Annotated in this window: 20 protein-coding genes; 9 read left to right on the top strand and 11 right to left on the bottom strand. The window is 43.4% G+C overall.

Annotation, left to right across the window (positions count from 1 at the left end):
- Window positions 1–27 precede the first annotated feature (27 nt).
- From B2575_RS10975 to B2575_RS10955, 5 genes are all read right to left on the bottom strand, one after another.
- On the bottom strand, window positions 28–927 hold the full coding sequence (locus tag B2575_RS10975; RefSeq protein WP_045446789.1) for an ABC transporter permease: 900 nt from the start codon (window positions 925–927) through the stop codon (window positions 28–30).
- Window positions 928–1357: 430 nt separating this feature from the next.
- A complete protein-coding gene (locus B2575_RS10970) occupies window positions 1358–2398 on the bottom strand; it encodes an ABC transporter substrate-binding protein (protein WP_296242014.1) in 1041 nt (346 codons plus the stop codon).
- Window positions 2399–2545: 147 nt separating this feature from the next.
- Entirely contained in the window at window positions 2546–3598 is a 1053-nt protein-coding gene (locus tag B2575_RS10965) for an ABC transporter substrate-binding protein (protein ID WP_109590279.1), read from the bottom strand.
- 313 nt (window positions 3599–3911) lie between these two features.
- Window positions 3912–6023, bottom strand: a complete 2112-nt coding sequence (gene metG / locus B2575_RS10960) for a methionine--tRNA ligase (protein WP_296242011.1) — start codon at window positions 6021–6023, stop codon at window positions 3912–3914.
- A gap of 397 nt (window positions 6024–6420) precedes the next feature.
- On the bottom strand, window positions 6421–7836 hold the full coding sequence (locus B2575_RS10955) for a GntP family permease (RefSeq protein ID WP_296242010.1): 1416 nt from the start codon (window positions 7834–7836) through the stop codon (window positions 6421–6423).
- A 347-nt stretch (window positions 7837–8183) separates the two neighbouring features.
- On the opposite strand from B2575_RS10955, the gene B2575_RS10950 reads away from it, so the two are divergent.
- The 7 genes from B2575_RS10950 (at window position 8184) to dcd (ending at window position 15758) form a co-directional block, all read left to right on the top strand.
- Window positions 8184–8897, top strand: a complete 714-nt coding sequence (locus tag B2575_RS10950) for a CoA transferase subunit A (RefSeq protein WP_193009394.1) — start codon at window positions 8184–8186, stop codon at window positions 8895–8897.
- 176 nt (window positions 8898–9073) lie between these two features.
- Window positions 9074–9703 carry a CoA transferase subunit B gene (locus B2575_RS10945; RefSeq protein ID WP_296242007.1) on the top strand — a complete coding sequence of 210 codons (630 nt, stop codon included), beginning with the start codon at window positions 9074–9076 and terminating at the stop codon, window positions 9701–9703.
- 61 nt (window positions 9704–9764) lie between these two features.
- The gene (locus B2575_RS10940) at window positions 9765–10565 is read left to right on the top strand and encodes a 3-hydroxybutyrate dehydrogenase (RefSeq protein ID WP_296242004.1); all 801 of its coding nucleotides are present in this window, start codon (window positions 9765–9767) and stop codon (window positions 10563–10565) included.
- Window positions 10566–10736: 171 nt separating this feature from the next.
- Window positions 10737–12089, top strand: a complete 1353-nt coding sequence (gene mgtE, locus B2575_RS10935; protein WP_296242002.1) for a magnesium transporter — start codon at window positions 10737–10739, stop codon at window positions 12087–12089.
- Window positions 12090–12260: 171 nt separating this feature from the next.
- A complete protein-coding gene (gene apbC / locus B2575_RS10930; protein WP_296242000.1) occupies window positions 12261–13484 on the top strand; it encodes an iron-sulfur cluster carrier protein ApbC in 1224 nt (407 codons plus the stop codon).
- 419 nt (window positions 13485–13903) lie between these two features.
- Window positions 13904–15046: a DUF2804 domain-containing protein gene (locus B2575_RS10925; RefSeq protein WP_060490793.1), complete on the top strand. Its 1143-nt coding sequence runs from the start codon at window positions 13904–13906 to the stop codon at window positions 15044–15046.
- Window positions 15047–15182: 136 nt separating this feature from the next.
- On the top strand, window positions 15183–15758 hold the full coding sequence (gene dcd, locus B2575_RS10920) for a dCTP deaminase (protein ID WP_011513914.1): 576 nt from the start codon (window positions 15183–15185) through the stop codon (window positions 15756–15758).
- Between the two features lie 279 nt (window positions 15759–16037).
- Here dcd and B2575_RS10915 read toward each other — a convergent pair whose 3' ends face one another.
- From B2575_RS10915 to B2575_RS10890, 6 genes are all read right to left on the bottom strand, one after another.
- Complete coding sequence (locus B2575_RS10915; RefSeq protein WP_045446801.1) at window positions 16038–16475, bottom strand: ClpXP protease specificity-enhancing factor; 438 nt, start codon at window positions 16473–16475, stop codon at window positions 16038–16040.
- 253 nt (window positions 16476–16728) lie between these two features.
- A complete protein-coding gene (locus B2575_RS10910; protein WP_201501509.1) occupies window positions 16729–17343 on the bottom strand; it encodes a glutathione S-transferase N-terminal domain-containing protein in 615 nt (204 codons plus the stop codon).
- A gap of 195 nt (window positions 17344–17538) precedes the next feature.
- The gene (locus tag B2575_RS10905) at window positions 17539–18255 is read right to left on the bottom strand and encodes a cytochrome c1 (RefSeq protein WP_045446804.1); all 717 of its coding nucleotides are present in this window, start codon (window positions 18253–18255) and stop codon (window positions 17539–17541) included.
- Window positions 18255–19475, bottom strand: coding sequence for a cytochrome b (locus tag B2575_RS10900; RefSeq protein ID WP_372815435.1), 1221 nt, complete (start codon window positions 19473–19475; stop codon window positions 18255–18257). Before B2575_RS10900 ends, B2575_RS10905 begins: the two co-directional genes overlap by 1 nt.
- A gap of 7 nt (window positions 19476–19482) precedes the next feature.
- Complete coding sequence (gene petA, locus B2575_RS10895; RefSeq protein WP_045446807.1) at window positions 19483–20067, bottom strand: ubiquinol-cytochrome c reductase iron-sulfur subunit; 585 nt, start codon at window positions 20065–20067, stop codon at window positions 19483–19485.
- 471 nt (window positions 20068–20538) lie between these two features.
- Window positions 20539–22482, bottom strand: a complete 1944-nt coding sequence (locus B2575_RS10890; protein WP_201501508.1) for an ATP-binding cassette domain-containing protein — start codon at window positions 22480–22482, stop codon at window positions 20539–20541.
- A gap of 241 nt (window positions 22483–22723) precedes the next feature.
- Here B2575_RS10890 and B2575_RS10885 point away from each other — a divergent pair, with 241 nt between their 5' ends.
- Together B2575_RS10885 and B2575_RS10880 are read left to right on the top strand one after the other, a co-directional pair.
- Complete coding sequence (locus tag B2575_RS10885; protein ID WP_296241994.1) at window positions 22724–22996, top strand: SlyX family protein; 273 nt, start codon at window positions 22724–22726, stop codon at window positions 22994–22996.
- A 378-nt stretch (window positions 22997–23374) separates the two neighbouring features.
- A complete protein-coding gene (locus tag B2575_RS10880) occupies window positions 23375–24604 on the top strand; it encodes an outer membrane protein transport protein (RefSeq protein ID WP_422662640.1) in 1230 nt (409 codons plus the stop codon).
- Window positions 24605–24617 lie beyond the last annotated feature (13 nt).

The raw sequence follows: 24617 nt of genomic DNA, 5'->3' as shown, positions 1-24617 counted from the left end.
ATTATTCCTTATGGTTGCACATTGACATTAAGCCCGAACTTTACGACTTAAAAATTTATTTTTAGCTTTTGGCAATACCAAGGCAAATACGACGAGTAGCGCTGTAATCAAGTTTAAATCTTGCGGGCCAAAACCAATACTACGTAGCGTATCGCTCGATAGCGCCACCTGAATAAATAGCTTGTACAGCACCGCACCGACAACCACGGCAAAGGTAATCAGCCAAATACGCTTGGCAGGAATGATGGTTTCACCGATGATGACCGCTGCCAGACCAATGACAATGGTACCAATACCGATCGAGATATCTGCGCCACCTTGAGTCTGCACAAACAATGCACCTGCTAGAGCAATCAAACCGTTAGAAATCGCCATACCAATGATGGTCATCCATGAGGTATTAATGCCTTGCGCCTGTGCCATTCTGAGGTTGGAACCCGTCGCCCGCATCGAAAGACCCGTTTCGGTACTATAGAACCAGTTTAAAAATAACATGGCAGCTATCACCACGACACCAATAATTAGACAGCGCATCCAATAACCGTTGCCATCCGTGACCAAGGTGCTAAAGACCGTGGTTTCACCCAATAATGGCAAGTTCGGCGCACCCATAATCCGTAAATTGATAGAATATAGTGCGACCATCACCAAGATACTGGCAAGTAGTTGCAGGATGCCAAGTTTGACGTGTAGCCATGCCGTAACAATACCAGCGACGGAACCTGCCAACATACCAAAAGCACAGGCAAGCCATGGGTTGACACCAGCGATGATAGAAATACCAGCGACAGCGCCACCTAGTGGAAAACTACCGTCAGCGGTCAAGTCGGGGAAGTCGAGGGTGCGAAATGAGATCAGCACACCAAGTGCTACTAGGCCATAAATCAGACCGCTTTCAAGTGCACCAAAAAAAGCAATTAAAGACATAAGAGATCAGTAAGTCATAACCAAGCGTTTAGCCACTAACGTTCCAATATCGATTCATAGAATGAGTGCGTGAGATAGATCAGCGCTGTCTCATCTATACGTCAATTTTAGCTAAACGACTAAGCGGTGAATTTAACAGATTAAACAATCTGCGGTTAGGGTAAACCAAAACATGTCACGATCAACAGCTATCATAAGCTACCTAGGTTCAAAGCTTTGATTAAAAAAAAGGCAAATTTAGAAATGACGCAAATACTTTATATTTAATCAATGTAGTTTAAATAAGAAGCCCAGCCTACTGATTCATAGCTGGGTTTCTGATGTTAAACATTTAGCCTCATCGCATAACGGTAGATGACGGCTGACACCAAATCCATCAAACTCGGTATCTACCTTATGATAGCTGTAACGAGCTAGCTATAAAAGTGCGTTATTCTACCACTTCTTTTGCTTTATCGATAACCGCTTGTGACAAAGTAATGCCTTCTTCTTTGGCATGCTTTGGACTAACGTATAGATCCAACATTTGCGGGGTGTAGACAGGAATAGCACCTGCTTTTTCACCATTTAAAATACGTACCACGATTTTGCCTGTTTCGCGACCAAGCTCGTAGTAATTCACGCCCAATGCAGCAACGGCACCACGCTCAACTGAGCTAGTGTCAGACGCAATCAGTGGGATTTTGCTCTCTTTAGCGACTTGATATAGTGATTCGTAAGCCGATACGACGTTATTATCGGTTGAGGTGTAGATCATATCGACCTTACCTTCGAGGCTGCGTGCTGCCATCGCAATATCAGTACTACGCTGGGCAGGCGCTTCGAGTACATTGATACCTAGTGGTGTCAGTTTTTCTTTTAAGTTTTTCAAGATAATCGTTGAGTTGACTTCGCCTGGGCTATAAACATAGCCGACATTTTTCAGACTAGGAATGATTTGACGCATCAGCTCAATTTGTGGCTCATAAGGCAGGGCATCAGAGCCGCCAGTGACATTGGTGCCAGAGCCATCTAGTTTTGTCACTAGTTTGGCGGCAACTGGGTCAGTGACTGCTGAGAATACTAAAGGAATACTGCTAGTAGCAGCAGCTACTGACTGCGCTGATGGAGTACCAATCGCAACGATAACGTCTGAATTGTCTGCGACGAATTGCTTAGCAATCTGTCCAGCAGTGGCAGTGTTCCCCTGTGCACTTTGAAAATTAACCGTTAAATTTTCACCATCCTTAAAGCCTGCTTCATTAAGCTCGTCGATAACGCCCTTACGGACGTCATCAAGCGCCGGATGTTCGACGATAGCCGTAATTGCGACGGTCTTCATCGCTGTGGCTGTATCGCCAGTCGCAGCTGTATCAGTAGTGCTGGTATCTTGTGCTGATTGATTACAGCCAGTTAAGATGGCAGTACAAACGCCACCTAATAATAATGCTTTACTAAAGTTAAAATGACCAAAACGATTTTGATACAACATGGGTCTCACTCCTGAAAATAATAATGTGTCCGTACATTATTTAATTTATAGATAAAAGGTATAGATGGATAAAGGGTAAAGCACGCCATCGATATAGAAGGCTAAATGTTATTTGTCAGTGCTACTTGTCAGAATTATTTATCTGTACTATTTATCCGAACTCTGCGCTTGTTTGTCGACATTAATGGCATTTTTTAGCAGCTCATCAGTCAGACTGACGCCTTGCTCAGCCGCATGTTTCGGGCTTGCATATAAGGTTAAAGTATTCATCACTTCAGGCTTAACGCTGCTAACTGCTTCGCCATTTAACACACGATACACCATTTTGCCTGTGGTACGACCGAAATCATAATCATTGACACCAAGCGCCGCAGTCGCACCACGTCGCACACTAAACTCGTCCGAGGCAATGACAGGAATATCAAGCTCATTGGCAGCACCTGCCATCGCTTCAAAGGCGGATACCACATTGTTATCTAGTGAGGTATAAATCACATCAACACGACCAGCAAGGCTACGAGTCGCCATGGCCACATCCGTCGGGCGATTGGCGGTGACGTCTAATATCTTAAGCCCACGCGCAGGCGCAGCTTTTTTAAGTTGATTGAGTACCACCACCGAATTGACTTCACCTGGACTATAAACATAGCCAATGGTTTTTGCATTGGGCGCAATTTTTTGAATATTGTCTAGTTGCGGCTCGATAGGTAGCTCACTAGACAGTCCTGTCACATTAGATTGGATGGGCGTATTGTTCTCATTAATGAGCTTTGCTGCGACAGGGTCTGAAATAGCCGTATAAATAACCGGAACCGTCTTAGTTGACGCAACGATAGACTGAGCTGATGGCGTCGAGATTGCCACGATGGCATCTGGATTGTCTCCTGCAAACTGCTTAGCAATCTGACCTGCTGTCGCTGTATTGCCTTGAGCACTTTGAAAATTAATGGTTAGATTTTGGCCTTCAACATAGCCATTATCTGCCAACTCATCAATAATGCCGCGGCGCATCGCATCTAACGAAGGATGTTCGACGATTTGAGTGATGGCTAATGTCTTGGCAGGCTTGTCAGAATCTGCGGCGGCACTGGTATCTGTCGTTGCAGCAGTGTCGGTCGTGTTTGAGCAGCCAATTAATCCAAGCGCGGCGCTCATAGCAGCACCGAATAGGCTGAAGCGTAAAGTAGTAGCAAAGGTCATTTTATTGGGGCTCATAGGTTAGAGAGTGCAGGTTACCCGAGTCAATGTTATGTGCATGCTGAGATAACGGGCTAACATCAAAGTAATCAATCCATTGATCATTACGTCCATATTATGACAGTAATGTAACTTATGGCAATAAGAAATTAAAACGCGTTTGTCATTACCTCTATAAAGAACGTGCTGAATCAATATTCATCGATATTATTCTCTATATAAGCACTGATTTTTGCGATTGACCAGCGATAGTTTTTGGACAATAAAAAAGATGCCCAGCTGGACATCTTTTTTGTTTGTTGAGTAAGCCTAACTATTAAGCAAGCACATCGCCAATCACGCAGTTGTCAGGTAAAGTAACCACTGTCAGCTGAGTTTTTGGATTGCCAGTTGATAGCACCATACCTTCTGAGACACCAAACTTCATCTTACGCGGGGCAAGATTGGTCACGCAAATGACCTTTTTATCTAGCAATTGCTCAGGCTCATAGAACTTACGGATGCCGCTAAACACATTGCGCGGTTTGTCTTCGCCAACGTCCAAGGTAAATTGTAAAAGCTTATCTGCGCCTTCGACATGATTGCAGGCTAGAACGTGAGCGACTTTCATCTCAACTTTGGCAAAGTCTTCGATGCCGATATAGTCAGTTTGCTCAGTATTTGTCTCAGCATCTATATCAGTAGCAGCTTCTTTTGCTGGCTTATTATCTTTTTTAGCAACGGCTTTGCTAGCCACAGGAGCAGCAGCTTGAGCCAAAGATTCTTTTGAGGCCTCAACCATCGCGGCAACGTCTTTTTCTTCTATACGCTGCATCAAAGGCTTGAACTTATTGATCTTGTGCCCCAGTAGCCACTCATTACGGCTGGCAAAGCTTAAGTCGTCAATGTTCAAAAACGCTTTGGCATTGGCGGTTAGCTCAGGCAATACTGGCGCAAGGTAGACCATCAATTGACGGAAGATATTAATCGCGACCGAGCAAACATCTTGAACTTCTTGCTCTGCGCCTTCAACCTTAGCAAGCGCCCATGGTTTTTTCTCATCGATATATTCATTGGCTTTATCAGCACATTGCATAATCAAACGCATGGCGCGAGAAAACTCACGGTTCTCGTAAGCGGCAGCAATCTCATCGCCCGTTTTGGTAATGTCTTCTAATAAACTTGGCTCAGCGCAGACCTCTGTGAGCATGCCATCGTACTTTTTGACCAAGAATCCAGCGCTGCGACTGGCGATATTGACCACTTTACCAACTAGATCAGAGTTAACCTTTTGCATAAAGTCTTCTAAATCAAGGTTGATATCCTCGACTTTATCAGACAGTTTACTAGCAAAATAATAGCGCAAGTATTCAGGATGTAAGTGATCAGCATACGTTTCGGCTTTAATAAAAGTACCGCGTGACTTACTCATTTTTTCGCCATTGACCATCAAGAAGCCATGAGCAAAAACACCCGTTGGTGTACGGAACTCACTACCAGCAAGCATAGCAGGCCAAAATAGCGCATGGAAATAAACGATGTCTTTACCGATGAAGTGATACACCTCGGTTTTATGCTCGTTTTCTTGCATCCAATAACGGTCGAAATCAAGCGCCTCGTCTGTACCTGCGCGCTTATCGCAGAGGTTTTTGAAGCTCGCCATGTAACCGACTGGTGCATCTAGCCAAACATAAAAATATTTGTCTGGCTCATCGCTTGGGGTATCTGGAATCTGAAAACCAAAGTAGGGCGCATCACGAGATATATCCCACGTTGCCAGACCTGCTTCAAACCATTCTTGTAGTTTATTGGCGACCGATGTTTGCAAGCGATTGTCACTACGCGTCCAATCTTTCAAGAATTGCTCAAATTCAGGCAAATTAAAGAAGTAATGCTTAGAGGTTTTCAGAATAGGCGTGGCATCTGATAATGTTGAATGCGGGTCTTTAAGATCCGTTGCATCATAGGTGGTACCGCAGACTTCACAGTTATCGCCATATTGGTCGGGCGCTGTGCACTCAGGGCAAGTACCTTTGACAAAACGATCGGCCAAAAACAACTGTTTTTCAGGGTCAAATAGTTGTTCGACATCTTTGGTACTGATATGCCCAGCATCATTCAAGCGACGATAAATCAGCTCAGAAAAATGCTTGTTTTCTTCTGAGTGGGTGGAGTGATAATTGTCAAAGTTAATCAAAAATTTAGCAAAATCTGCTTCATGCGAGGCTTTCACTGCGGCAATTTGTTCCTCTGGCGTGACGCCATTTTCTTCAGCTTTTAACATGATACCAGTGCCATGAGCATCATCGGCACAGACATAGGTGACTTGATGACCTTGTGCTTTCATCGCACGTACCCAAACGTCGGTCTGTACATGTTCTAAAAGATGGCCTAAATGAAGATCGCCATTGGCATAAGGAAGAGCACTGGTTACTAGAATCTCACGCACAAAATCACCTATATTTTTATATAAACGGGTTGGTTATCAAACGTCTTCAGCGGTTTTGAGCTATTAGACGCGATACTATTAATATCAAACTATCAATACTAAAACGTATTAAGCAAATAAAAATTTAAAAAAGTGTGCCTATGATACCGTAATTCAGCCAAATTTGTGACATTACCTGAGTAATTAATATAGTCGCTAATAAAGCGATTAACTCTATACGGTATATAGAGTGTCAATCAATTATGAGAGATAAATAGTCGGTTGTATTTAGAGGTAGTAATGAGAAAGCATGCATAAAAAACCCACCAAGCAATCGCTCAGTGGGCTCTTCGGTATCAAGCAATAATCGTTACATTTAATTATCTTTAAGGTTTAGTAAATGCCTCATTCCAGAACATTAGAACGAGCCAAATATCGTCCCTAAAATGATAACGGCGACCACAGCAATAAGTGGAATCACCATTGTCACCATGGCGACGTTCAGATAAGACTGCTTATGGGTCAAACCACAAATCGCAAGTAAGGTGATGACCGCACCACTATGCGGTAGCGTATCCAAACCACCCGCTGCCATCACAGCAACACGGTGCATGAGCTCTGGGTCAATACCCGCTGCGACCGCCATTCTTAAATAGTCTTCACCCAACGTCGAGAGGGCAATACTTAAACCGCCAGATGACGAACCAGTAATACCAGCCAGCGTGGTCATCGCCACCGCTTCTGAGATTAAAGGATTGTCAGGCGTTAGATTTAAGATACTATCACGAATGATGAGGAAGCCTGCTAGCGAGGCGATAACCGCGCCGTAACCGACTTCTGAAGCGGTATTAAAAATCGGCAACATCGAATCATAAGTACCACGGTTGATGGTTTTTTGCAGATTATTCCAATGACCGATACGTAACAAAATTAACACCGCACAAGCCACGACTAACGAGATGATAATTGACCATAAACCCAGTGAGCCTGCGATATTTAGATCAGGAAACTGAGCTTGTAAGCCGCTAAAATCCACTGATGGAAAGACAGCGTAAGTTAATAGAGCATTTAAGCCAATGACCAATACCAGTGGAATCATAGCAATAGTAAATGAGGTGTGATGCGTATTTAATACCTCAGTTTCTTTTTTGGCTGCGCCAACGCCGCCCACATCCTCTTCGTCATGCTGACCATAGCCTTCGCCTGCTGCATTGGCTTTTCTGGCGCGTGATTGTAGCCATAACCAACCGCAAATAAACATGATGGTACCGCCGATAATACCCAAGATAGGCGCGGCAAAAACGTTGGTATTATAGTAAGGAATCGGAATGGCGTTTTGAATGGCAGGTGTACCTGGCAATGCCGTCATCGTAAAGGTAAATGAGCCTAAGGCAATCGCTGCCGGAATCAAGCGCTTAGGAATATCAGCGGCTTTAAACAAGTCTTTGGCGATGGGGTAAATAGCAAATGCCACGACAAATAACGAGACGCCACCATAGGTTAAAATGGCACAAACTAAGATAACCGCTAAGATGGCTTTGCTGGCACCAAGCTTTTCGACCACGGTTTTGGCAATCGCGGTCGCCGCACCAGAGTCTGCCATCAAACGCCCAAATAATGCACCCAGCAAGAATATAGGGAAAAACTTAAGTAAAAATCCACTCAATGCGCCCATAAAGACATCGGTATAGGCAGGAATTGTGCTTAAAAAATCACCTGATAATAGTACGGCTAATGTCGCCATAATCGGTGCTAATATCAGCACGGAATAACCACGATAAGCAAAAAACATCAGTAATAATAAAGTAATGACAATAGCAAAGCTACTAAACATGATCGCCCTCCTTGGCAAAGTTCAGTCAGCGAGTATGCAGAGCATAGTGATATTGGTCAATAAAATTACTTAAAATAGCCAATATTTGATATTTTATTAAACATAAATCCTGTCTTAATAAGATATTGACCCATCATATATATCGCTACTGCGCTGGCTTGTATATTCCTATGGTTATTCTCTTCTCGCTACGAGAATAATATGGTAAGTTAGCACAGGATTTTTAATTATGATATATCGATAGAAAATGTATTAATATAAATATGGAAATATTGAGTGATGTCAGCCACTCATAATCATTGATGATAGAAGTTAATAACAAAAAATAGACTTGCAAGGAGATAAGCATGAGTCAATCAAAAGTATATAGCAGTGCCGAAGAAGCGCTAAAAGGCATCGTCAGCGATGGACAAACGCTCGCTATCGGTGGTTTTGGTCTGTGCGGTATTCCGGAAGCGTTAATCGCCGCATTGCGTGATAGTGGTGTTAAAGGGTTAACTTGCATCAGTAATAACGCAGGCGTCGATGACTTTGGCTTAGGATTGCTATTGCAAACGCGCCAGATTAAAAAAATGATTTCATCCTATGTCGGTGAAAATAAAGAATTTGAGCGTCAATACTTGGCAGGCGAGTTAGAAGTTGAGCTGACGCCGCAAGGTACTTTAGCGGAAAAACTACGTTCGGGCGGCGCTGGTATTCCTGCTTTCTACACCGCAACTGGCGTTGGCACACTGGTCGCTGAAGGCAAAGAAACCCGTGATTTTGATGGTCGTACTTATATACTTGAGCACTCATTACGCGCTGATGTGTCATTAATCAAAGCGCAAAAAGCGGATAAAGCAGGTAATTTAATATTCAATAAAACGGCGCGTAACTTTAATCCAGATTGCGCTATGGCAGGAAAAATCACCATTGTTGAAGTCGAAGAAATCGTAGAGACGGGCACCTTTGATCCTGATGACGTGCACCTACCGGGTATCTTTGTGCAGCGTATCGTCTTGAATAGCAATCCTGAAAAGCGTATTGAAAAAACCACGACTAAGGCCGTTGAAGGCCCTTAGTTAAAGGCTTTATAGATTTTTTTAAAATGTTAAATTAATAATAGAATATTGTCATACTATTCCTAAAGATTTGAGTGGCAAGGAAAACGAGTGAAAGAGCTACATCTAGTAGACTAAGTGAGTTTGACACCGCTCATCATATTTTTTGGGGTCGTTATAAAAATAAGGAAGTTATCATGGCATGGACAAGAGAGCAGATGGCACAGCGTGCCGCACAAGAGCTACAAGACGGCTATTATGTCAACTTAGGCATTGGACTACCAACCTTAGTCGCAAACTATATCCCTAAAGATGTCGATGTTTGGCTACAGTCTGAAAATGGTCTATTAGGTATCGGCGAGTTTCCAACGGCAGAAAATGTCGATGCAGATTTGATTAATGCGGGTAAACAAACCGTCACTGCCGAAGCGGGCGCCAGTTATTTTAGTAGCTCAGAGTCGTTTGCGATGATTCGCGGCGGTCATGTTAATCTGGCGATATTGGGTGCGATGGAAGTGTCAGAAAAAGGTGATTTGGCCAACTGGATGATTCCCAAAAAAATGGTTAAAGGCATGGGAGGTGCCATGGATCTAGTCGCTGGTGTACAACGGGTGATTGTCTTGATGGAACAAGTCAATAAACACGGCGAGCCAAAAATCCTCGCTAACTGTGAGCTGCCATTGACTGGTAAAGGTGTTGTTGATCGCATTATCACTGAGCTTGCAGTACTCGATGTGACTAATAATGGTTTAAAACTGGTTGAGTTAGCAGATGGTGTTAGCTTTGATGAGCTACAAGAAAAAACGCCAGTGAGCATTGCTCAATAAGCTTGTTAGATATATTTGGCACAAACCTCTAAAAAACCTATTTGATAATGGACTATAAAATATGGCGACCACATTACAACAAGATTTGACTGGCAAGGTGGCATTGGTCACCGGCGCTGCCAGCGGTATCGGACGTGATATCGCAGAGACTTATGCGAAGGCAGGCGCGGCAGTTGGTATTGCAGATATTAATATTGAAGCGGCTCAGAAAACCGTTGATGCTATTGAAGCGGCAGGCGGACGCGCATTTGCCATTGCCATGGATGTGACTTCAGAGGAGGCGGTAAACGCTGGTGTGCAGCAGCTTGTCGATACCTTTGGTGGTATTGATATTCTTGTCTCCAATGCTGGTATTCAGATTATCGACCCGATTCATAAAATGGCGTTTGAGGATTGGAAAAAAATGCTTGCTATCCATTTGGATGGGGCATTTTTGACCACTAAGGCGGCGATACAGCACATGTATAAAGATGACAAAGGCGGTACGGTCATCTATATGGGCTCGGTACATTCGCATGAGGCATCCATGTTTAAGGCGCCTTATGTCACGGCAAAGCATGGGTTGCTTGGGCTGTGCCGGGTATTGGCCAAAGAAGGCGCTGAGCATAATGTACGCGCGCATGTAATTTGCCCAGGGTTTGTCAAAACGCCATTGGTCGAAAAGCAAATTCCGCAACAAGCGGCTGAAAAAGGCATCAGTGAAGAGTCGGTCATTAACGATATCATGCTAGTGAACACAGTAGATAAAGAATTCACGACCGTCGATGATATTGCCCAATTGGCATTGTTTTTAGCAGCATTCCCGAGCAATGTATTCACAGGTCAGTCTATCGTTGCCAGTCATGGTTGGTTTATGAATTAACAGAGTGGTCAATGAATAGGTTCGCGGGCTGTTTGGTTGGTTTAAGAATCATGGGCTTGCTAATAAAAGACCAATCCATTAGCATCTAGTTTTATATTAATTTGAGCCAATTAGATTGGCTCTTTTTTATGAGCGCTTGAATAGCGTTTCGGGTCGCACGGAGTAAGTATAATGAATGATAAGGATTTTGCAAAAACGCTTGCAGCAAAATTAAGCCGTGCTATCGAACAACAGCAGTTTGAGCAATCAATCAATCAACTTCAAAATTTGCGCCCGATTGATATTGCCGATGTTCTAGCACTCATGGAGCCAAATCTTGCATGGCAGCTACTTGAGCATCTGCCCAATCGTTCTACCGTGTTCTCCTATTTAGAAACGGATATTCAGGTTGCCCTTGCCTATGTATTTCCTCGGGCTGCATTAGCAAAGATAATAGGCGAGATGCCCGCAGATGAGCGTACCGACTTATATAAGCACCTCAATCAGGAGCAGCGGGATGCTTTGTTACCCGCATTGGCACAGGCACAACGTGAAGATATTCGTAAGTTATCTGCCTATGAGGAGCGCACTGCTGGTGCGTTGATGACGTCTGATTATGCGACTTTAGCTGCTCATATGACCGTCTCTGAGGCATTGGCAGTACTGCGCCTAGAAGCACCTGATGCCGAGACTATTTATCATGCGTATGTGATTGATGACGAGCGTAAGTTATTAGGCGTTGTCTCTTTACGAGTACTTATTTTAGCGGCTCCTGAACAGCTGATTAATGACATTATGATGAGTAAAGTAGTGTCTTGTAATGTCAATGATGATCAAGAAGACGTTGCGAAAGTCGTGGCTCGCTATGACTTAATTGCGCTGCCTATTACCGATGATAGTGGTGCTTTGGTCGGTATTGTTACCCACGACGATGCGATGGATGTGGCGAGTGATGAGGCAACCGATGATTTCCATAAGTCGGGCGGTGTCTCGACCATGGTTGGCAAATTAAAGGACGTAAGCGTTCGAGTGTTATACCGTAAGCGCGTATTCTGGCTAGTGTTTTTGGTATTTGGCAACTTGCTCTCAGGCTTTAGTATTGCAAAATTTGAAGATGTGATTGCCGCCAATTTGGTATTGGTGTTCTTTTTGCCTTTATTGGTCGACAGTGGTGGTAACGCTGGCTCGCAGTCAGCGACCTTGATGGTGCGAGCTTTGGCGACTGGCGATGTGGTCATGCGTGACTGGTTTTCATTATTGGGTCGAGAGGCGGTGGTTGCGTTGATGCTTGGGGCGACGATGGCGGTGGCTATCTCAATCATCGGTTATGTACGTGGTGATGCAGTGGTGTCGTTAGTGCTGGCACTGAGTATGATGTCGGTGGTGATGATTGGTTGTGTGATTGGTATGAGCTTACCTTTTGTGCTTAATAAATTGGGTTTTGATCCTGCCACTGCCAGTGCGCCTTTGATTACCTCTGTCTGTGATGCCTCGGGTGTACTTATTTATTTGTTTATTGCTTCACAGTTTTTGTCTATCGGTTAACGCTGCTATAAAGCCTAGTCCCACTAGCGTTGTGGTTTTTTTATAGTGGCAATTCAGCTACACTGTCACTATAAAAGGTCTGGCTAATACGCTCACGAGCGGTATTGTTCACGATAGTATTTGCTGAGTTTTTGCCATGCCCACCCACTTGTATAGGCAGTAATAGTCGCTATGTTTAACTTTATGAAGAAAACCTCCACCAAAAAATCAGAAACACCAGAGCAGCGAGCAGAGCGCGATAGTGCCGTGGACAAGGTGCTGCTTGGTTATGAGGTGGGTACTGTCAGTATTGCCACCATGGTAACGGGGCTCGAGCGTGATGGTGACCAGCTCACCTTAGACTTGCGTCTACCCGTAAATAGTAATCCTGAAATTATCCAACAAGAACTTGGGCAACTGTTACATCCGCACGGTATCAAGACTATTCACATGAATGTTCGTCTGCCCGCACCGACCAAAGGCTCGGGGTCAAGTCTGCCAAAAGCAATGCCAAAAACCACTAATGCCATGGACAATCAACATAAACCAGCGGCAAATACTGATAGCAATACTACTGTTGAACCACCAATTACCAAAGCCGCGCCGACACAAGCGTCACTCGCCGCGCATCCGCGTATTCGTCATATTATCGTCGTGGCGTCGGGTAAAGGCGGTGTTGGTAAATCAACGACTACCGTGAATATCGCCTTGGCATTACAAAAGCTAGGCAACCGTGTTGGCGTACTTGATGCTGATATTTATGGTCCTAGTATGCCAACGATGCTGGGCGTCGATAATGTCAAACCTGAGCTGGAAAACGAGCAGTTTGTTCCTATCAATGCGCACGGCATGGCAATGCTATCGATTGGTAGCTTGCTCGATGGTGACAATACGCCTGTCGCGTGGCGCGGACCAAAAGCCACTGGTGCGCTGATGCAGCTGTATAATCAAACCAACTGGCCGCAGCTAGATTACTTAGTGATTGATATGCCACCGGGTACGGGCGATATTCAGTTGACACTAGCGCAGCGTATTCCCGTAACGGGTGCCGTGATTGTCACGACGCCGCAGCATATTGCCTTACTTGATGCGCAAAAAGGCATTGAGATGTTTAACAAAACCAATATCCCAGTACTCGGTGTGGTCGAAAACATGGCACTGCATACCTGTAGCAACTGTAATCATACTGAAGCTATCTTTGGCACAGGTGGCGGCGAAAAAATCGCTGAACAGTATCAAGTCCCGCTGTTAGGGCAGCTCCCCCTTGCCAGTGGCATCCGTGCACAAGTGGATAAAGGTGAGCCAAGCGTATTAGCCGATGATGAGTTTGCGCCGTACTATCTTAGCATTGCCAAAAATATCGAAGCCAATATTAATAAATTCGCCAAGCCTGTCGATGATAAACGTATTTTTTAATAGTGGTTTTTAATAAGAATGAAATAGCCTAAGTGGATAGTATTTAAAGTGCTTTTATCTTTAAAAAGGGAATATTGTGAGCTTATCGATTTATCAATGACATTTAGATAATATTCCCAAACAGTACAATCTCCTAAGATTATTCCGCCTGCCGTTATATGTGATTGAGCTCTCAAACAATCAAGCGATCGCCGTTTGCTACTCTAAAGATGGGAGTAGCAAACGCCATTAGCAAATGTGATGGAAAGGTTGGCAAATGGATTGACCAGCATTGAAGTTAAGGTGATAACGGAAGCGTTTTTTGTGGCTTCAGGACAGGCAAAGAGAAGAGTGATACATACCACAGTCAGCTATCAAGGACAGATAGTAGCTGTAAATGAATAGTACCTTTAGAAAAATTTGGCTAGGATGCCTTAATCATGAATCAAAATTGCAATGAGCAAGATCAGCAACAATTATCTACCAGCATTAAGCCAGTTGTGCTCGATGAGCTGATTAAAAATGGTCAGCCTATTTTTGGTGTTTTTGCTCACGTTAAAAATATCAATTATTTGGACTATCACAGCCATCTTATCTCACAAAAGGCGCTGCCAAACTGGCGCAAAGAGTTAAAAGCCAATCAATTCTGTTTTATTCAAATTATCCAGCCGCCTTATCGGGTTTGTCTGGCATTAGCGACGATTAAACTGGCAACCAGTGCTTTCGTTTATGTTTATAACGATGAGATTGAGCAGTTAGAGGTTTGTGAAGCATTGCAGCCGTTGATGCATCAAACACAGTTAGAAGGCGATTGCTATCAAGGGCAAATGGCATTTACCCATAGTAATCTCACATTAACATTGGATTTTACGCCTTCACAAATCGAAGTAGCATTGGATAGTAAACACATTACGCTTGATGCGACGCTACAGCGGCAATCAGCGCCATTAGCAGTCTGCACACCAACAGGCAGGCGCGGCTGGACCTTTACTCAAAAAGAACCGTTGTCGGTTATATCTGGTCATTTACTGATTAAAGCCCATTCAAAATTTAACACTGATGCTCAAGCCAAACAAATTAACTTTTCCAAAACGACTATCGCCAATCTCGATTGGACGCTTGGTTATATGCGTCACAAGACCAATTGGTTTTGGACCTGTATTAATAGCTATTTGCCAGACGGTCGTCATTTTGCCCTAAATCTAGCAATGGGCGTCAATGAAACAGGGGTTAGCGAAAATGCGTGCTGGCTGGATGGGCAGATTTATTATTTACCGCCTGTGATGTTTGTCCGTGATGGTTTAAATTTGCCAGCTAATGAGCAAGATGATAATGCTAAAACCATAGATAATACGCGACAGCCTTGGCGCATCTATCATCAAAACCTAGGCTGGAGCAATGTTGATATTGACTTAACTTTCACGCCGATAACCGTTTATAAAAAGACGGATAACTTTGGTGTGCTTGCCAGTATATTTGAGCAATGGCTTGGCTTTTATAGTGGTGAGATTCGTCTAAAAGATGACGTGATTAAAATCGATAAGATAATGGGCTTAGCAGAAGATCATTTCGCAAAATGGTAGGCGGTTGTCGTATTGATTGTAGATTTATATTAAACGCAGGCAAGCCTATAAATTGAGCGCTCAATTCCGTATAATCGTCGCTATCAAAATACACTTCATATCGTAAATTTTATTTTATAGCTGCTAAGGAACAACAATGTCTATCAAGTCTGACCGCTGGATTCGTAAAATGGCTGAAGAACACGGCATGATTGAGCCGTTTGAAGCGGGTCAAGTACGTTTTAATGATGCAGGCGAGCGTCTGGTTAGCTACGGTACGTCAAGCTATGGTTATGATGTACGCTGTGCGCCTGAATTTAAAGTTTTTACCAATGTTCATTCAGTGATTGTAGATCCAAAAAACTTTGATGAAAAAAGCTTTATTGATGTCATCGGTGACGAGTGTATTATTCCGCCAAACTCGTTTGCGCTAGCACGCACCATGGAATATTTCCGTATTCCACGTGATGTATTGACGATCTGTCTTGGTAAATCAACGTATGCCCGTTGCGGAATTATCGTCAACGTGACGCCGCTGGAGCCTGAGTGGGAAGGGCATGTCACTTTGGAATTTAGTAACACCACCAATCTACCAGCGCGTATTTATGCAGGCGAAGGAGTGGCACAAATGCTGTTTTTCCAAAGTGATGCTGATGACGTATGTGAAACCAGCTATAAAGATCGCGGCGGTAAATATCAAGGTCAACGCGGCGTGACATTGCCAAGAACCTAGGGCGTGTCTTCAATTCACTCGATAGTCCTCTAAATGGGCTAAAAATGGCTAAATCTTGCCAAACATCGTCAAATAGCTGGTTAATATCCCGATATTATCTGCGCTATTTTCCTTGTTTGACGGCAATTTATCTCATTTTTATCACCATTTTTGAAATGAAGACACGCCCTAGTAATCTTACGTGTTAACTAAAAGTGCACAATGATAAATCTTTTAGATTAATCACAAAAAGGCTGACCGTATATAATACGACCAGCCTTTTTTATACCGAAAAATTGACTATTTCAATACTTTTAAACCAGCTTTATTATCACGTTTGGCTTTAGGTGTCGCAGTAGGGCTCTTCTGTGAGCTTACTATCGCATCATCTTCAGGTTGATAGTTGTCATATTCATTGGGGTCAAAAAACATCCCTTGCGAGTTTTCTTTTGCATAAATACCTAATACCGACGTCATTGGTACCCAAATCTCTTGTGACACGCCGCCAAAACGCGCACTAAAATGAATATAATCATTTTCCATACTCATATTACCAGTCGCACGGCTGGCGATATTCAATACGATACGACCATCTTGCACGTGTTCCCTTGGAATCTGTACATTTTCGGCAGTGGCATCAACCATCAGGTAAGGCGTTAGTTGATTGTCTTCTATCCACTGATAAAGCGCGCGCACCATATAGGGACGTGTTGGGGTAATAGAGGTGGTTTCGCTCATCTAAGGGTTTCCTATACTGATAATTTGAAGAAAATAATCTAAAGGTATTTTGTTGTTTTCTATTTTAAGACAGCGGTTAAGCATTGTCTAGGGCGTGTCCTGATTTTGAAAATGGTGATAAAAATTGCAGCCAAACAAGGAAAATAGTACTGATAATATCGAAATATAAGCAAGCTATTTGACACAGTTTGACAAAGATTTAGTCATTTTGGCCCATTTAAGGTTTAATGCCCAGATTGAGGATACACCCTAATTAACGCACACTTTTTTGAAAGCTAGTACGCTCAAAGACCCGCTGTTGATAGTCAAATAAGGGGCGACTAATCGCGCGTGGCAGCTCAATTCCCATTTCTTCAAGTCGCCATAACAAAGGTGCTAACAATACATCACACCAGCCAAACTCGTCTGCCATAAAATAAGGTTTATGAGCAAACAGTGGTGACAAAGTAATCAAAGAATCGCTTAACTGTTTTTTTGCAATAGCAGCTTGTGTTTTATTAAAGCTATTAGGGTGCATGAGTAGACGCTTACCGAGTACCAGCCAATCATGCTGAATACGCCAAGCCAGCTGGCGAAATTGGGCACGCTCTTGCGGTGTATCCGGTAGTAGTTTGTTTGTATGATAACGCTCTTCAAGATACTCAAAGATAACGTTAATCTCATACAGTGCGATTTCACGTTGTTGCAGAACAGGCAAGGTGTGATAGGGGTTCAGCTCGGTTAAATCTTCAGGCCGTTCAGAGTGCAAGCGTGATAGATAATAGGCAAGCTTTTTTTCCTCAAGCAATAGGCGCACTACATGACTGTCGTAGCCGTCATCAGCGTATAAAATCAGCTGACTACTTGGAATGTCGTTCGCATCAATCATGAAAGCCTAATGTTAATAGTAAAGCCTATCATCGTAAACAAAGTTGCCCTGATTATCAAGGCAAGGTACGTAAACATTGCGGGTGAGCCTTGTTTTAAATTATGGTTCAGTGTTTTATGGTCTTTTAAGAGACAAAAAAAGGCACTACCAGAGTAGTGCCTTTTTTTCGATAAAAATATATTTTTTAATACTTAATTATTTTACATCTTTCCAGAATTCTTTGTTCAATAAGTAAACTGGAATGAGTAATACTAATAAGAATAAAATCACAAAGAAGCCAATCACTTGACGGTCATGACGGTTAGGCTCTGCCATCCACGCCATAAAGTTAACCAAATCACCCACTTCGGATTCAAACTCTTCAGCACTCAGCTCTTCTTGCATATTATGCAAGACATGAGGCATCGCCGCATTGGCAAGTACTAAGTTATTGGCACCCCAAGGACGGCTTGGGTCTTCATAGAAGGATAACAGGTAAGTATATACCCAGTCATCGCCACGTAGTCTGGTCTCAAGTGATAAGTCTGGTGGTGCTGCGCCAAACCATGATGCTTGTACTTCAGGATCAATTTCAGCATTGATATGATCACCGATTTGATCGGTGGTGACCATCAAATACTTTTCGACCAACTCAGGTGGTATCTCTAAATCTTTAGCAATGCGCGAGTGACGAACATACTGTGCAGAGTGACAACCAGCACAGTAGTTCATAAAGATTTTCGCACCGTTTTGTAGCGAGCCCTTATTGGTAAAATCAATAGGAGCAGTACTACAAGCTAAGTGTTCTTCAACACCCTCAGCATTGGTGAATGTGCCACATCCACCGCCACCAGCTGCCAGTGCAGTACCAGCCGTCAAGGTTAATGCCGCGCCTAAGCCTAGACCCGCTAGGGATTTAATTAGCGTGTTCATTAGTGACCTCCGGTAACGCGTTCAGGTGGCTGTTTACACTTCTCAATAGAGGTATAAATTGGCATCAGTAAGAAAAACAAGAAATACAAGACAGTGAAGATACGAGCCATTAATGTTGCTGTTGGTGTCGTTGGCGTCGCGCCTAAGTAACCTAAAACTAAGAAACTAATCGCAAACACGGTTAAAGCAATTTTAGATAAAATGCCTTTATAGCGTATAGAGCGTACAGGCGATCTGTCTAGCCATGGTATCAAGAATAGTACGGCAATCGCACCGCCCATCGCAATCACACCACCCAACTTGTCAGGAACCGCACGTAAAATGGCATAGAATGGCGTGTAATACCATACTGGTGCAATGTGTGCTGGTGTTTTCAATGAATTCGCTGTCTCAAAATTTGGTGGCTCAAGGAAGAATCCGCCGCCTTCTGGGAAGAAGAATACCACTGCAAAGAACAAGATAAAGAAGACCACGATACCAATCATATCATGCACTGTGTAGTACGGATGGAATTCAATACCATCTAACGGCACACCATTTTTATCTTTTAGCTTTTTGATATCAATACCATCAGGGTTGTTCGAACCCACATGGTGTAGCGCTACAATATGCATGAATACTAAGCCCACAAGTACGAGTGGGATAGCAACCACATGTAGAGCAAAGAAGCGGTTTAGGGTGATACCTGAGATAATATAATCACCACGTACCCATTCTGCAAGCCCATCACCAATCACAGGTAGAGCAGCAGGAAGGTTCAAGATAACCTGTGCACCCCAAAATGACATATTGCCCCAAGGAAGTAGGTAACCGAAGAAACCTTCTGCCATCAATGCTAAGTAAATACCCATACCGATGAGCCAAATAAGCTCACGTGGTTTCTGGTATGAACCATATAGCAGTGCTCTAAACATATGCAGATAGACGACCACAAAGAACGCAGATGCGCCAGTTGAGTGCATATAACGGATGAGCCAACCACCTTTGACATCGCGCATGATGTATTCAACAGACGCAAATGCCCCTTCGGCACTTGGGTTGTACATCATGGTCAGCCAAATACCTGTTACCAATTGGTTAACCAATACCACCATTGATAACACGCCAAAAAAGTACCAAAAGTTAAAGTTTTTTGGTGCATAGTACTTTGACATATGGTATTCATAGGTTTCGGTCGCTGGAAAGCGTGCGTCCACCCAATGCATTAACTTTTTACCCATGCTCATATTAAGCCTCCCCAATCGTCAAGATGGTACCATCCATGTTGTAATCTGGGACAGGTAAGTTAAGCGGTGCAGGAACGCCACTATAAACGCGACCCGCCAAGTCATATTTAGACCCGTGGCATGGGCAGAAAAATCCGCCATACCAATCATTACCACCCAAGTCAGCCGCGCCAACATCAGGACGGTAGTTTGGTGCACAACCTAAATGTGTACAGACGCCTTCTACTACCAAGACTTCTGGCGAGATAGAGCGTTCTGGATTTTTACAGTATTCAGGTTGTAATGACGCATCAGATTCAGGGTCAGACAGTAAAGGTTTTACTGACGCTAAAGTCGCTAGCATATCTTCTGTGCGTTTGACCACAAAAATGGGTTTACCGCGATATTTGACAACGATCATCTGTCCTGCTTCGATAGAACCAATATCTTGGGTCACTGCAGCCCCTGCAGCCTCAGCTTTAGCGCTTGGGTACCAAGAACGGACAAAAGGTGTTGCCACAGCAGCTACCCCAGCTGCACCAATCGCGGCAGTCGAGGCAATAAGAACTCTACGGCGTTGTACGTTAACGCCTTCGGCTTGGCTCATTAATACTTCCTCCAGGTGAATGAAATGGGATTATCCCACACTGGGTTTGTGGCTTAGAAAATGTACAATATCAAGCCACTTTGGCTGTGCCTAATTTTGCTAATTGTTGCTATTCTAAGCTATTTCGGTGATAAAATAAATTATTGCGTTAAAAATAAAGCAACCTTGATAGAACATACTCTAAGGTTGAATAGGAGAATTGATGCAAAATAGCTGCATTATCAATGTCTCACATAGATTTTTTGGCAAGGATTATAAGCGTGATGACCTTATAATTAATAAGGATATTTTGCAATAGCGAATGATACTCGAAATTAAGGTAATGTTCACTAACTTTCACTATCTAACTACTATGTAAGTAGTCGTAAACCAATAATCACCGCTTTGTAAGAACAAAACGGTGATTATTTCATTACTTTTTATGTCTTATCAAACTCCAAGTTTTATAAAACATGGCTTTAGTCGCTAACGTTAGCTCTCAAGCTCACTCCAACGCTCAAGCTTACTCATCATCTTATCTTCAATCGTGAGTAGGCGCTCACTTGCGGCAGTCGCTGCATTAACGTCAGTGGTGAACCATGAGCCATCTGCTAGTTTCTCTTGCAATTGGGCTTGCTCAGCTTCTAATGCAGCGATTTCTTTTGGCAAATTGTCCAGTTCACGCTGTTCATTGAAATTGAGCTTTTTGGCAGCTTTGTTAGGTTTTGCTGCGGTTGTCTTATTGGTAACTTTACTGGCAGTATTTGCATTATTGGCTGGTGCTCTAGCTGCGTGTGCTGCTTGCTCACGGTTTTTTTGTACCAAGTATTCTTGATAACCACCGACATACTCTTTGACGATACCTTTGCCGTCTTCATCTTGGTCAAATACCCAAGTAGATGTAACGACATTGTCCATAAATGAGCGGTCGTGACTGATGAGCAAAATCGTACCGCCAAAGCTGGCGACGGACTCTTCTAGTAGCTCAAGTGTCGCCATATCCAAGTCGTTGGTTGGCTCATCGAGTACCAGAATGTTGGCAGGCTTTAATAGCTGCTTGGCAAGTAGTACGCGGTTACGTTCACCACCTGATAGTGCTTTGACTGGGGTACGCGCACGCTCTGGGGCAAATAAGAAATCTTGTAGATAGCTCATGATGTGTGTCTTACGACCACCCACTTCGACGAAGTCTGAGCCTTCTGAGACGTTTTGCGCCACACTGGCTTCAAGGTCTAACTGATCGCGCAACTGGTCGAAGAAAGCGATTTTTAGGTTGGTACCTAACTCAACACTACCAGTCTTTGTGACTTCGTCATCAGACATATCGAGTAGGGCTTTAATTAGTGTGGTTTTGCCCGCACCGTTGGGTCCGACAATACCGATTTTATCACCGCGCATAATAGTGGTTGTAAAGTTATCAACCAATACGTTGCCATTATACTCAAGATGTAAGTTTTTGACTTTACAGACCAGCTTACCGCTTTTCTCGCCTTGACCCATCGTGATATTAACGTTACCGACTTGCTCACGGCGATCGCTACGCTCTTCACGCAATGCTTTTAGCTCGCGTACACGGCCTTCGTTACGGGTACGACGGGCTTTGATACCTTGGCGAATCCAAACTTCTTCTTGTGCCAGTTTTTTATCAAAGTTGGCGTTATTTTTTTCTTCAGCGAGTAACTGTAGCTCTTTTAGCTCTTGATAGCGTGCATAGCCACCTTCGCCTTGAGTGACGTCATAACTGGTCAATTGACCACGATCTAGCTCAATGATGCGAGTCGATAGTTTATTGACAAATGCTCTATCATGGGTGACAAACAACAATGTTAGACCTTGCCAATCCAATAAAAAGCGCTCTAGCCATTCAATACTATCAACGTCCAAATGGTTGGTTGGTTCATCGAGCAGCAGTACATCAGGTTTGGTGACCAATGAACGTGCTAGTAGTACACGGCGCTTACGACCACCTGATAATGAAGATAAATCATCATCTGGATCCAGCCCCATGGTTTTGATAAGGCGGGTGGCTTCGCGCTCTAAATCCCAACCGTGTACCGCATCGATATCATGCTGCAAATCGGCCATACGCTCACAAGCATCCATGTCGCCATTGGCACATAAATCTGTTTGGGCATTGTAGTTGATAAGCAGCTCAGCCGTACGGCTGCTACCACCCATAACGATGTCTAGGATACGTCCGCTTGTCTCGGGAACGTCTTGTTCTAGCATCGCCACGCGCACGCTGCTATTGATAATGACTTCGCCGCTATCAGGTTGTAAGGTGCCGTTAATTAGCTTAAATAAGGTGGATTTGCCTTCGCCATTACGGCCAATTAAACAGACACGTTCACCTGCTTCAATAGCAAAATCAATGCCATCAAGAACAGGAGCGACGCCAAAAGCAAGGTGGATATCTTTTAAATGTATCAGAGCCATAGAATATCTTAAGCTTATATAATAGTGAGGTAGGGGTTGCTGCAAAATTGCGAGCAGTATAACATGCCATCACGTGACTGTAGTGAGCGTAAATGATTTTATCCGCACTATTTATGGCTTTTATTAACGGCTGCTATTTTATAAAGAGCATCGTCGTCTAATTGCTACTTTGTATCGGTCATCGAGCCATTTTATTAATGAATCCTACCAGTCTTATGTTTATGATAATTCAGAGAAAAATATGAATCAATTTAATCCTCAAAATAAGGCTCAGAACGAGGCTTTAGCTGTGCATGCTGATCTACAAACGCAACAAGTCATTGATTTGCAGATGAGTATGGCGCATCTAGAGATGACAGTAGAGCGACTCGATGAGGTGATTGCGCGGCAAGATAAAGATATTCAGACATTACAACGACAGTTGCAGCTGATCTATAAACAAGTGGAAAGTCAGGATCCTGAAGGCGGCATTGCACCTTTTGATGTAATGGCAGAAAGACCCCCTCATTATTAATACCTGCAAAATTAATATCTGCAAAAACTAAATGATTGAAAATTTATAACTATTATATCCGCATTGTGAAATACAGATACTGTTCAGTCATAATCAGGAAATAATGTGTTTTTGCAGTTGTTTTAATGTTCGAAAATCATTACTATCCTCCACCTCGGATGCTGCTTGCTTATTAAAATTAAGTAAAGTAGTAAAACAATGCGGACGTTTGGAGATACATAATGCGCGCAAATTTTCATTTGAAAACTCTCACAGTAGCTGTTGCTGCTCTTTCTATTGCTAGCGTTGCTAGTGCTGCTGGTCTTGATCGTTCAGGTCANNGCATTCTTACAAGATGGCACCTACGCCGAATCTGTTTATACTTATATCGATGCTGATGTGAGTGGTAAAGACTTGTCAGGCAATAAGCTCAATGATATCGCAGAGTCTTATGATTTTTTCCGTTATGGTGTAAAAGCAGATATTAACGACACGTTTAGCATCGGTATTTTATATGATGAGCCTTTTGGTGCCGCCGCTGATTATAACGGTCAAAACGATTTCGTTACCGAAAGTGATCGTGACGCTATCATTCAAGACTTTACAAAAAACCCTAATATTACCGAAGCTTATGTCGATAACGTATTAATACCACAATTGCAAGGGGCGCTTGCTCCAGGTAATCCAGGTGGTCTAACTGCTGAGCAGTTACAAGCCGCTCAAGGTCAGCTTATTGGTCTTGAAGCCGCTAAAGGTCTAGCAGCAGTAGCGGGCGAAGCGACGCAAGTAGAAGTACGTACTGAGAGCATTACTGGTATTCTTGGTGCTAAATTTGGCGCTAACAAAGAGTTTCAAGCTTATGGTGGTCCAGTGGCTCAGCGCGTAAAGGCAGATGTAAAATTGCGCGGTGATGCATACAGTTCAGCCAAGGGTTATACCACTCACATCAGTAATGACCAAGACTATGGCTGGATCGCTGGTATGGCTTATAGCAAGCCTGAAATTGCACTTAAAGCTGCTTTGACGTATCGCTCTGAAATCAAGCACAATGCAAAAGCTTTTGAGACTTTTCCAATTGCTACGGCTGCAGGTGCTACCGCTGGTCTAGCGTTGCCGACTACCAGACATTCTGATATTGAAATCAATACGCCAGAATCAGTCAACTTTGATTTCCAAACGGGTATCAATCCGACGATGCTAGCTACTGCGAAAGTCCGTTGGGTGCCTTGGAGTGATTTTGCTATCGTACCGTCACTATACAATGATGTCAGTAAAGTATCGACAAAAGATGATGAAGGCTTGGCATTAGTTAGTTATGATGAAGATCAATGGCAAGTTGAGCTAGGTCTCGCTAAGCGCATGACGCCAGCATTAGCAGTGACAGGTACTGTCGGTTGGGATAGTGGTGCTGGTAACCCTGTAACCTCGCTAGGTCCTATCGAAGGCTACTACAGTGCTGGTTTGGGTGCCAAGTACAATGTGACTGAAAACTGGGCAGTATCAGCTGGTGGTAAATACCTATGGTTCGGTGATGCTAAAGGCCAAATTCCGACTAAAGCCGTGGTTAGTAACTTTGAAGACAACGATGGTTTTGCACTTGGCGTGAAGCTTTCTTACCAAGCAAACTAATGTGATGTGTAAT

The organism is Psychrobacter sp. UBA6739, assembly GCF_002453835.1.
GTDB classification, from domain to species: Bacteria; Pseudomonadota; Gammaproteobacteria; order Pseudomonadales; family Moraxellaceae; genus Psychrobacter; species Psychrobacter immobilis_A.
This window is presented reverse-complemented; position numbering and strand designations above follow the sequence as displayed.

What these genes read in the sequence shown, in the direction of transcription:
- B2575_RS10975 (WP_045446789.1), bottom strand. Translation starts at nt 927, where the DNA reads ATGTCTTTAATTGCTTTTTTTGGTGCACTTGAAAGCGGTCTGATTTAT.
- B2575_RS10970 (WP_296242014.1), bottom strand. Translation starts at nt 2,398, where the DNA reads ATGTTGTATCAAAATCGTTTTGGTCATTTTAACTTTAGTAAAGCATTA.
- B2575_RS10965 (WP_109590279.1), bottom strand. Translation starts at nt 3,598, where the DNA reads ATGACCTTTGCTACTACTTTACGCTTCAGCCTATTCGGTGCTGCTATG.
- B2575_RS10955 (WP_296242010.1), bottom strand. Translation starts at nt 7,836, where the DNA reads ATGTTTAGTAGCTTTGCTATTGTCATTACTTTATTATTACTGATGTTT.
- B2575_RS10950 (WP_193009394.1), top strand. Translation starts at nt 8,184, where the DNA reads ATGAGTCAATCAAAAGTATATAGCAGTGCCGAAGAAGCGCTAAAAGGC.
- B2575_RS10945 (WP_296242007.1), top strand. Translation starts at nt 9,074, where the DNA reads ATGGCATGGACAAGAGAGCAGATGGCACAGCGTGCCGCACAAGAGCTA.
- B2575_RS10940 (WP_296242004.1), top strand. Translation starts at nt 9,765, where the DNA reads ATGGCGACCACATTACAACAAGATTTGACTGGCAAGGTGGCATTGGTC.
- mgtE (WP_296242002.1), top strand. Translation starts at nt 10,737, where the DNA reads ATGAATGATAAGGATTTTGCAAAAACGCTTGCAGCAAAATTAAGCCGT.
- apbC (WP_296242000.1), top strand. Translation starts at nt 12,261, where the DNA reads ATGTTTAACTTTATGAAGAAAACCTCCACCAAAAAATCAGAAACACCA.
- B2575_RS10925 (WP_060490793.1), top strand. Translation starts at nt 13,904, where the DNA reads ATGAATCAAAATTGCAATGAGCAAGATCAGCAACAATTATCTACCAGC.
- dcd (WP_011513914.1), top strand. Translation starts at nt 15,183, where the DNA reads ATGTCTATCAAGTCTGACCGCTGGATTCGTAAAATGGCTGAAGAACAC.
- B2575_RS10915 (WP_045446801.1), bottom strand. Translation starts at nt 16,475, where the DNA reads ATGAGCGAAACCACCTCTATTACCCCAACACGTCCCTATATGGTGCGC.
- B2575_RS10910 (WP_201501509.1), bottom strand. Translation starts at nt 17,343, where the DNA reads ATGATTGATGCGAACGACATTCCAAGTAGTCAGCTGATTTTATACGCT.
- B2575_RS10905 (WP_045446804.1), bottom strand. Translation starts at nt 18,255, where the DNA reads ATGAACACGCTAATTAAATCCCTAGCGGGTCTAGGCTTAGGCGCGGCA.
- B2575_RS10900 (WP_372815435.1), bottom strand. Translation starts at nt 19,475, where the DNA reads ATGGGTAAAAAGTTAATGCATTGGGTGGACGCACGCTTTCCAGCGACC.
- petA (WP_045446807.1), bottom strand. Translation starts at nt 20,067, where the DNA reads ATGAGCCAAGCCGAAGGCGTTAACGTACAACGCCGTAGAGTTCTTATT.
- B2575_RS10890 (WP_201501508.1), bottom strand. Translation starts at nt 22,482, where the DNA reads ATGGCTCTGATACATTTAAAAGATATCCACCTTGCTTTTGGCGTCGCT.
- B2575_RS10885 (WP_296241994.1), top strand. Translation starts at nt 22,724, where the DNA reads ATGAATCAATTTAATCCTCAAAATAAGGCTCAGAACGAGGCTTTAGCT.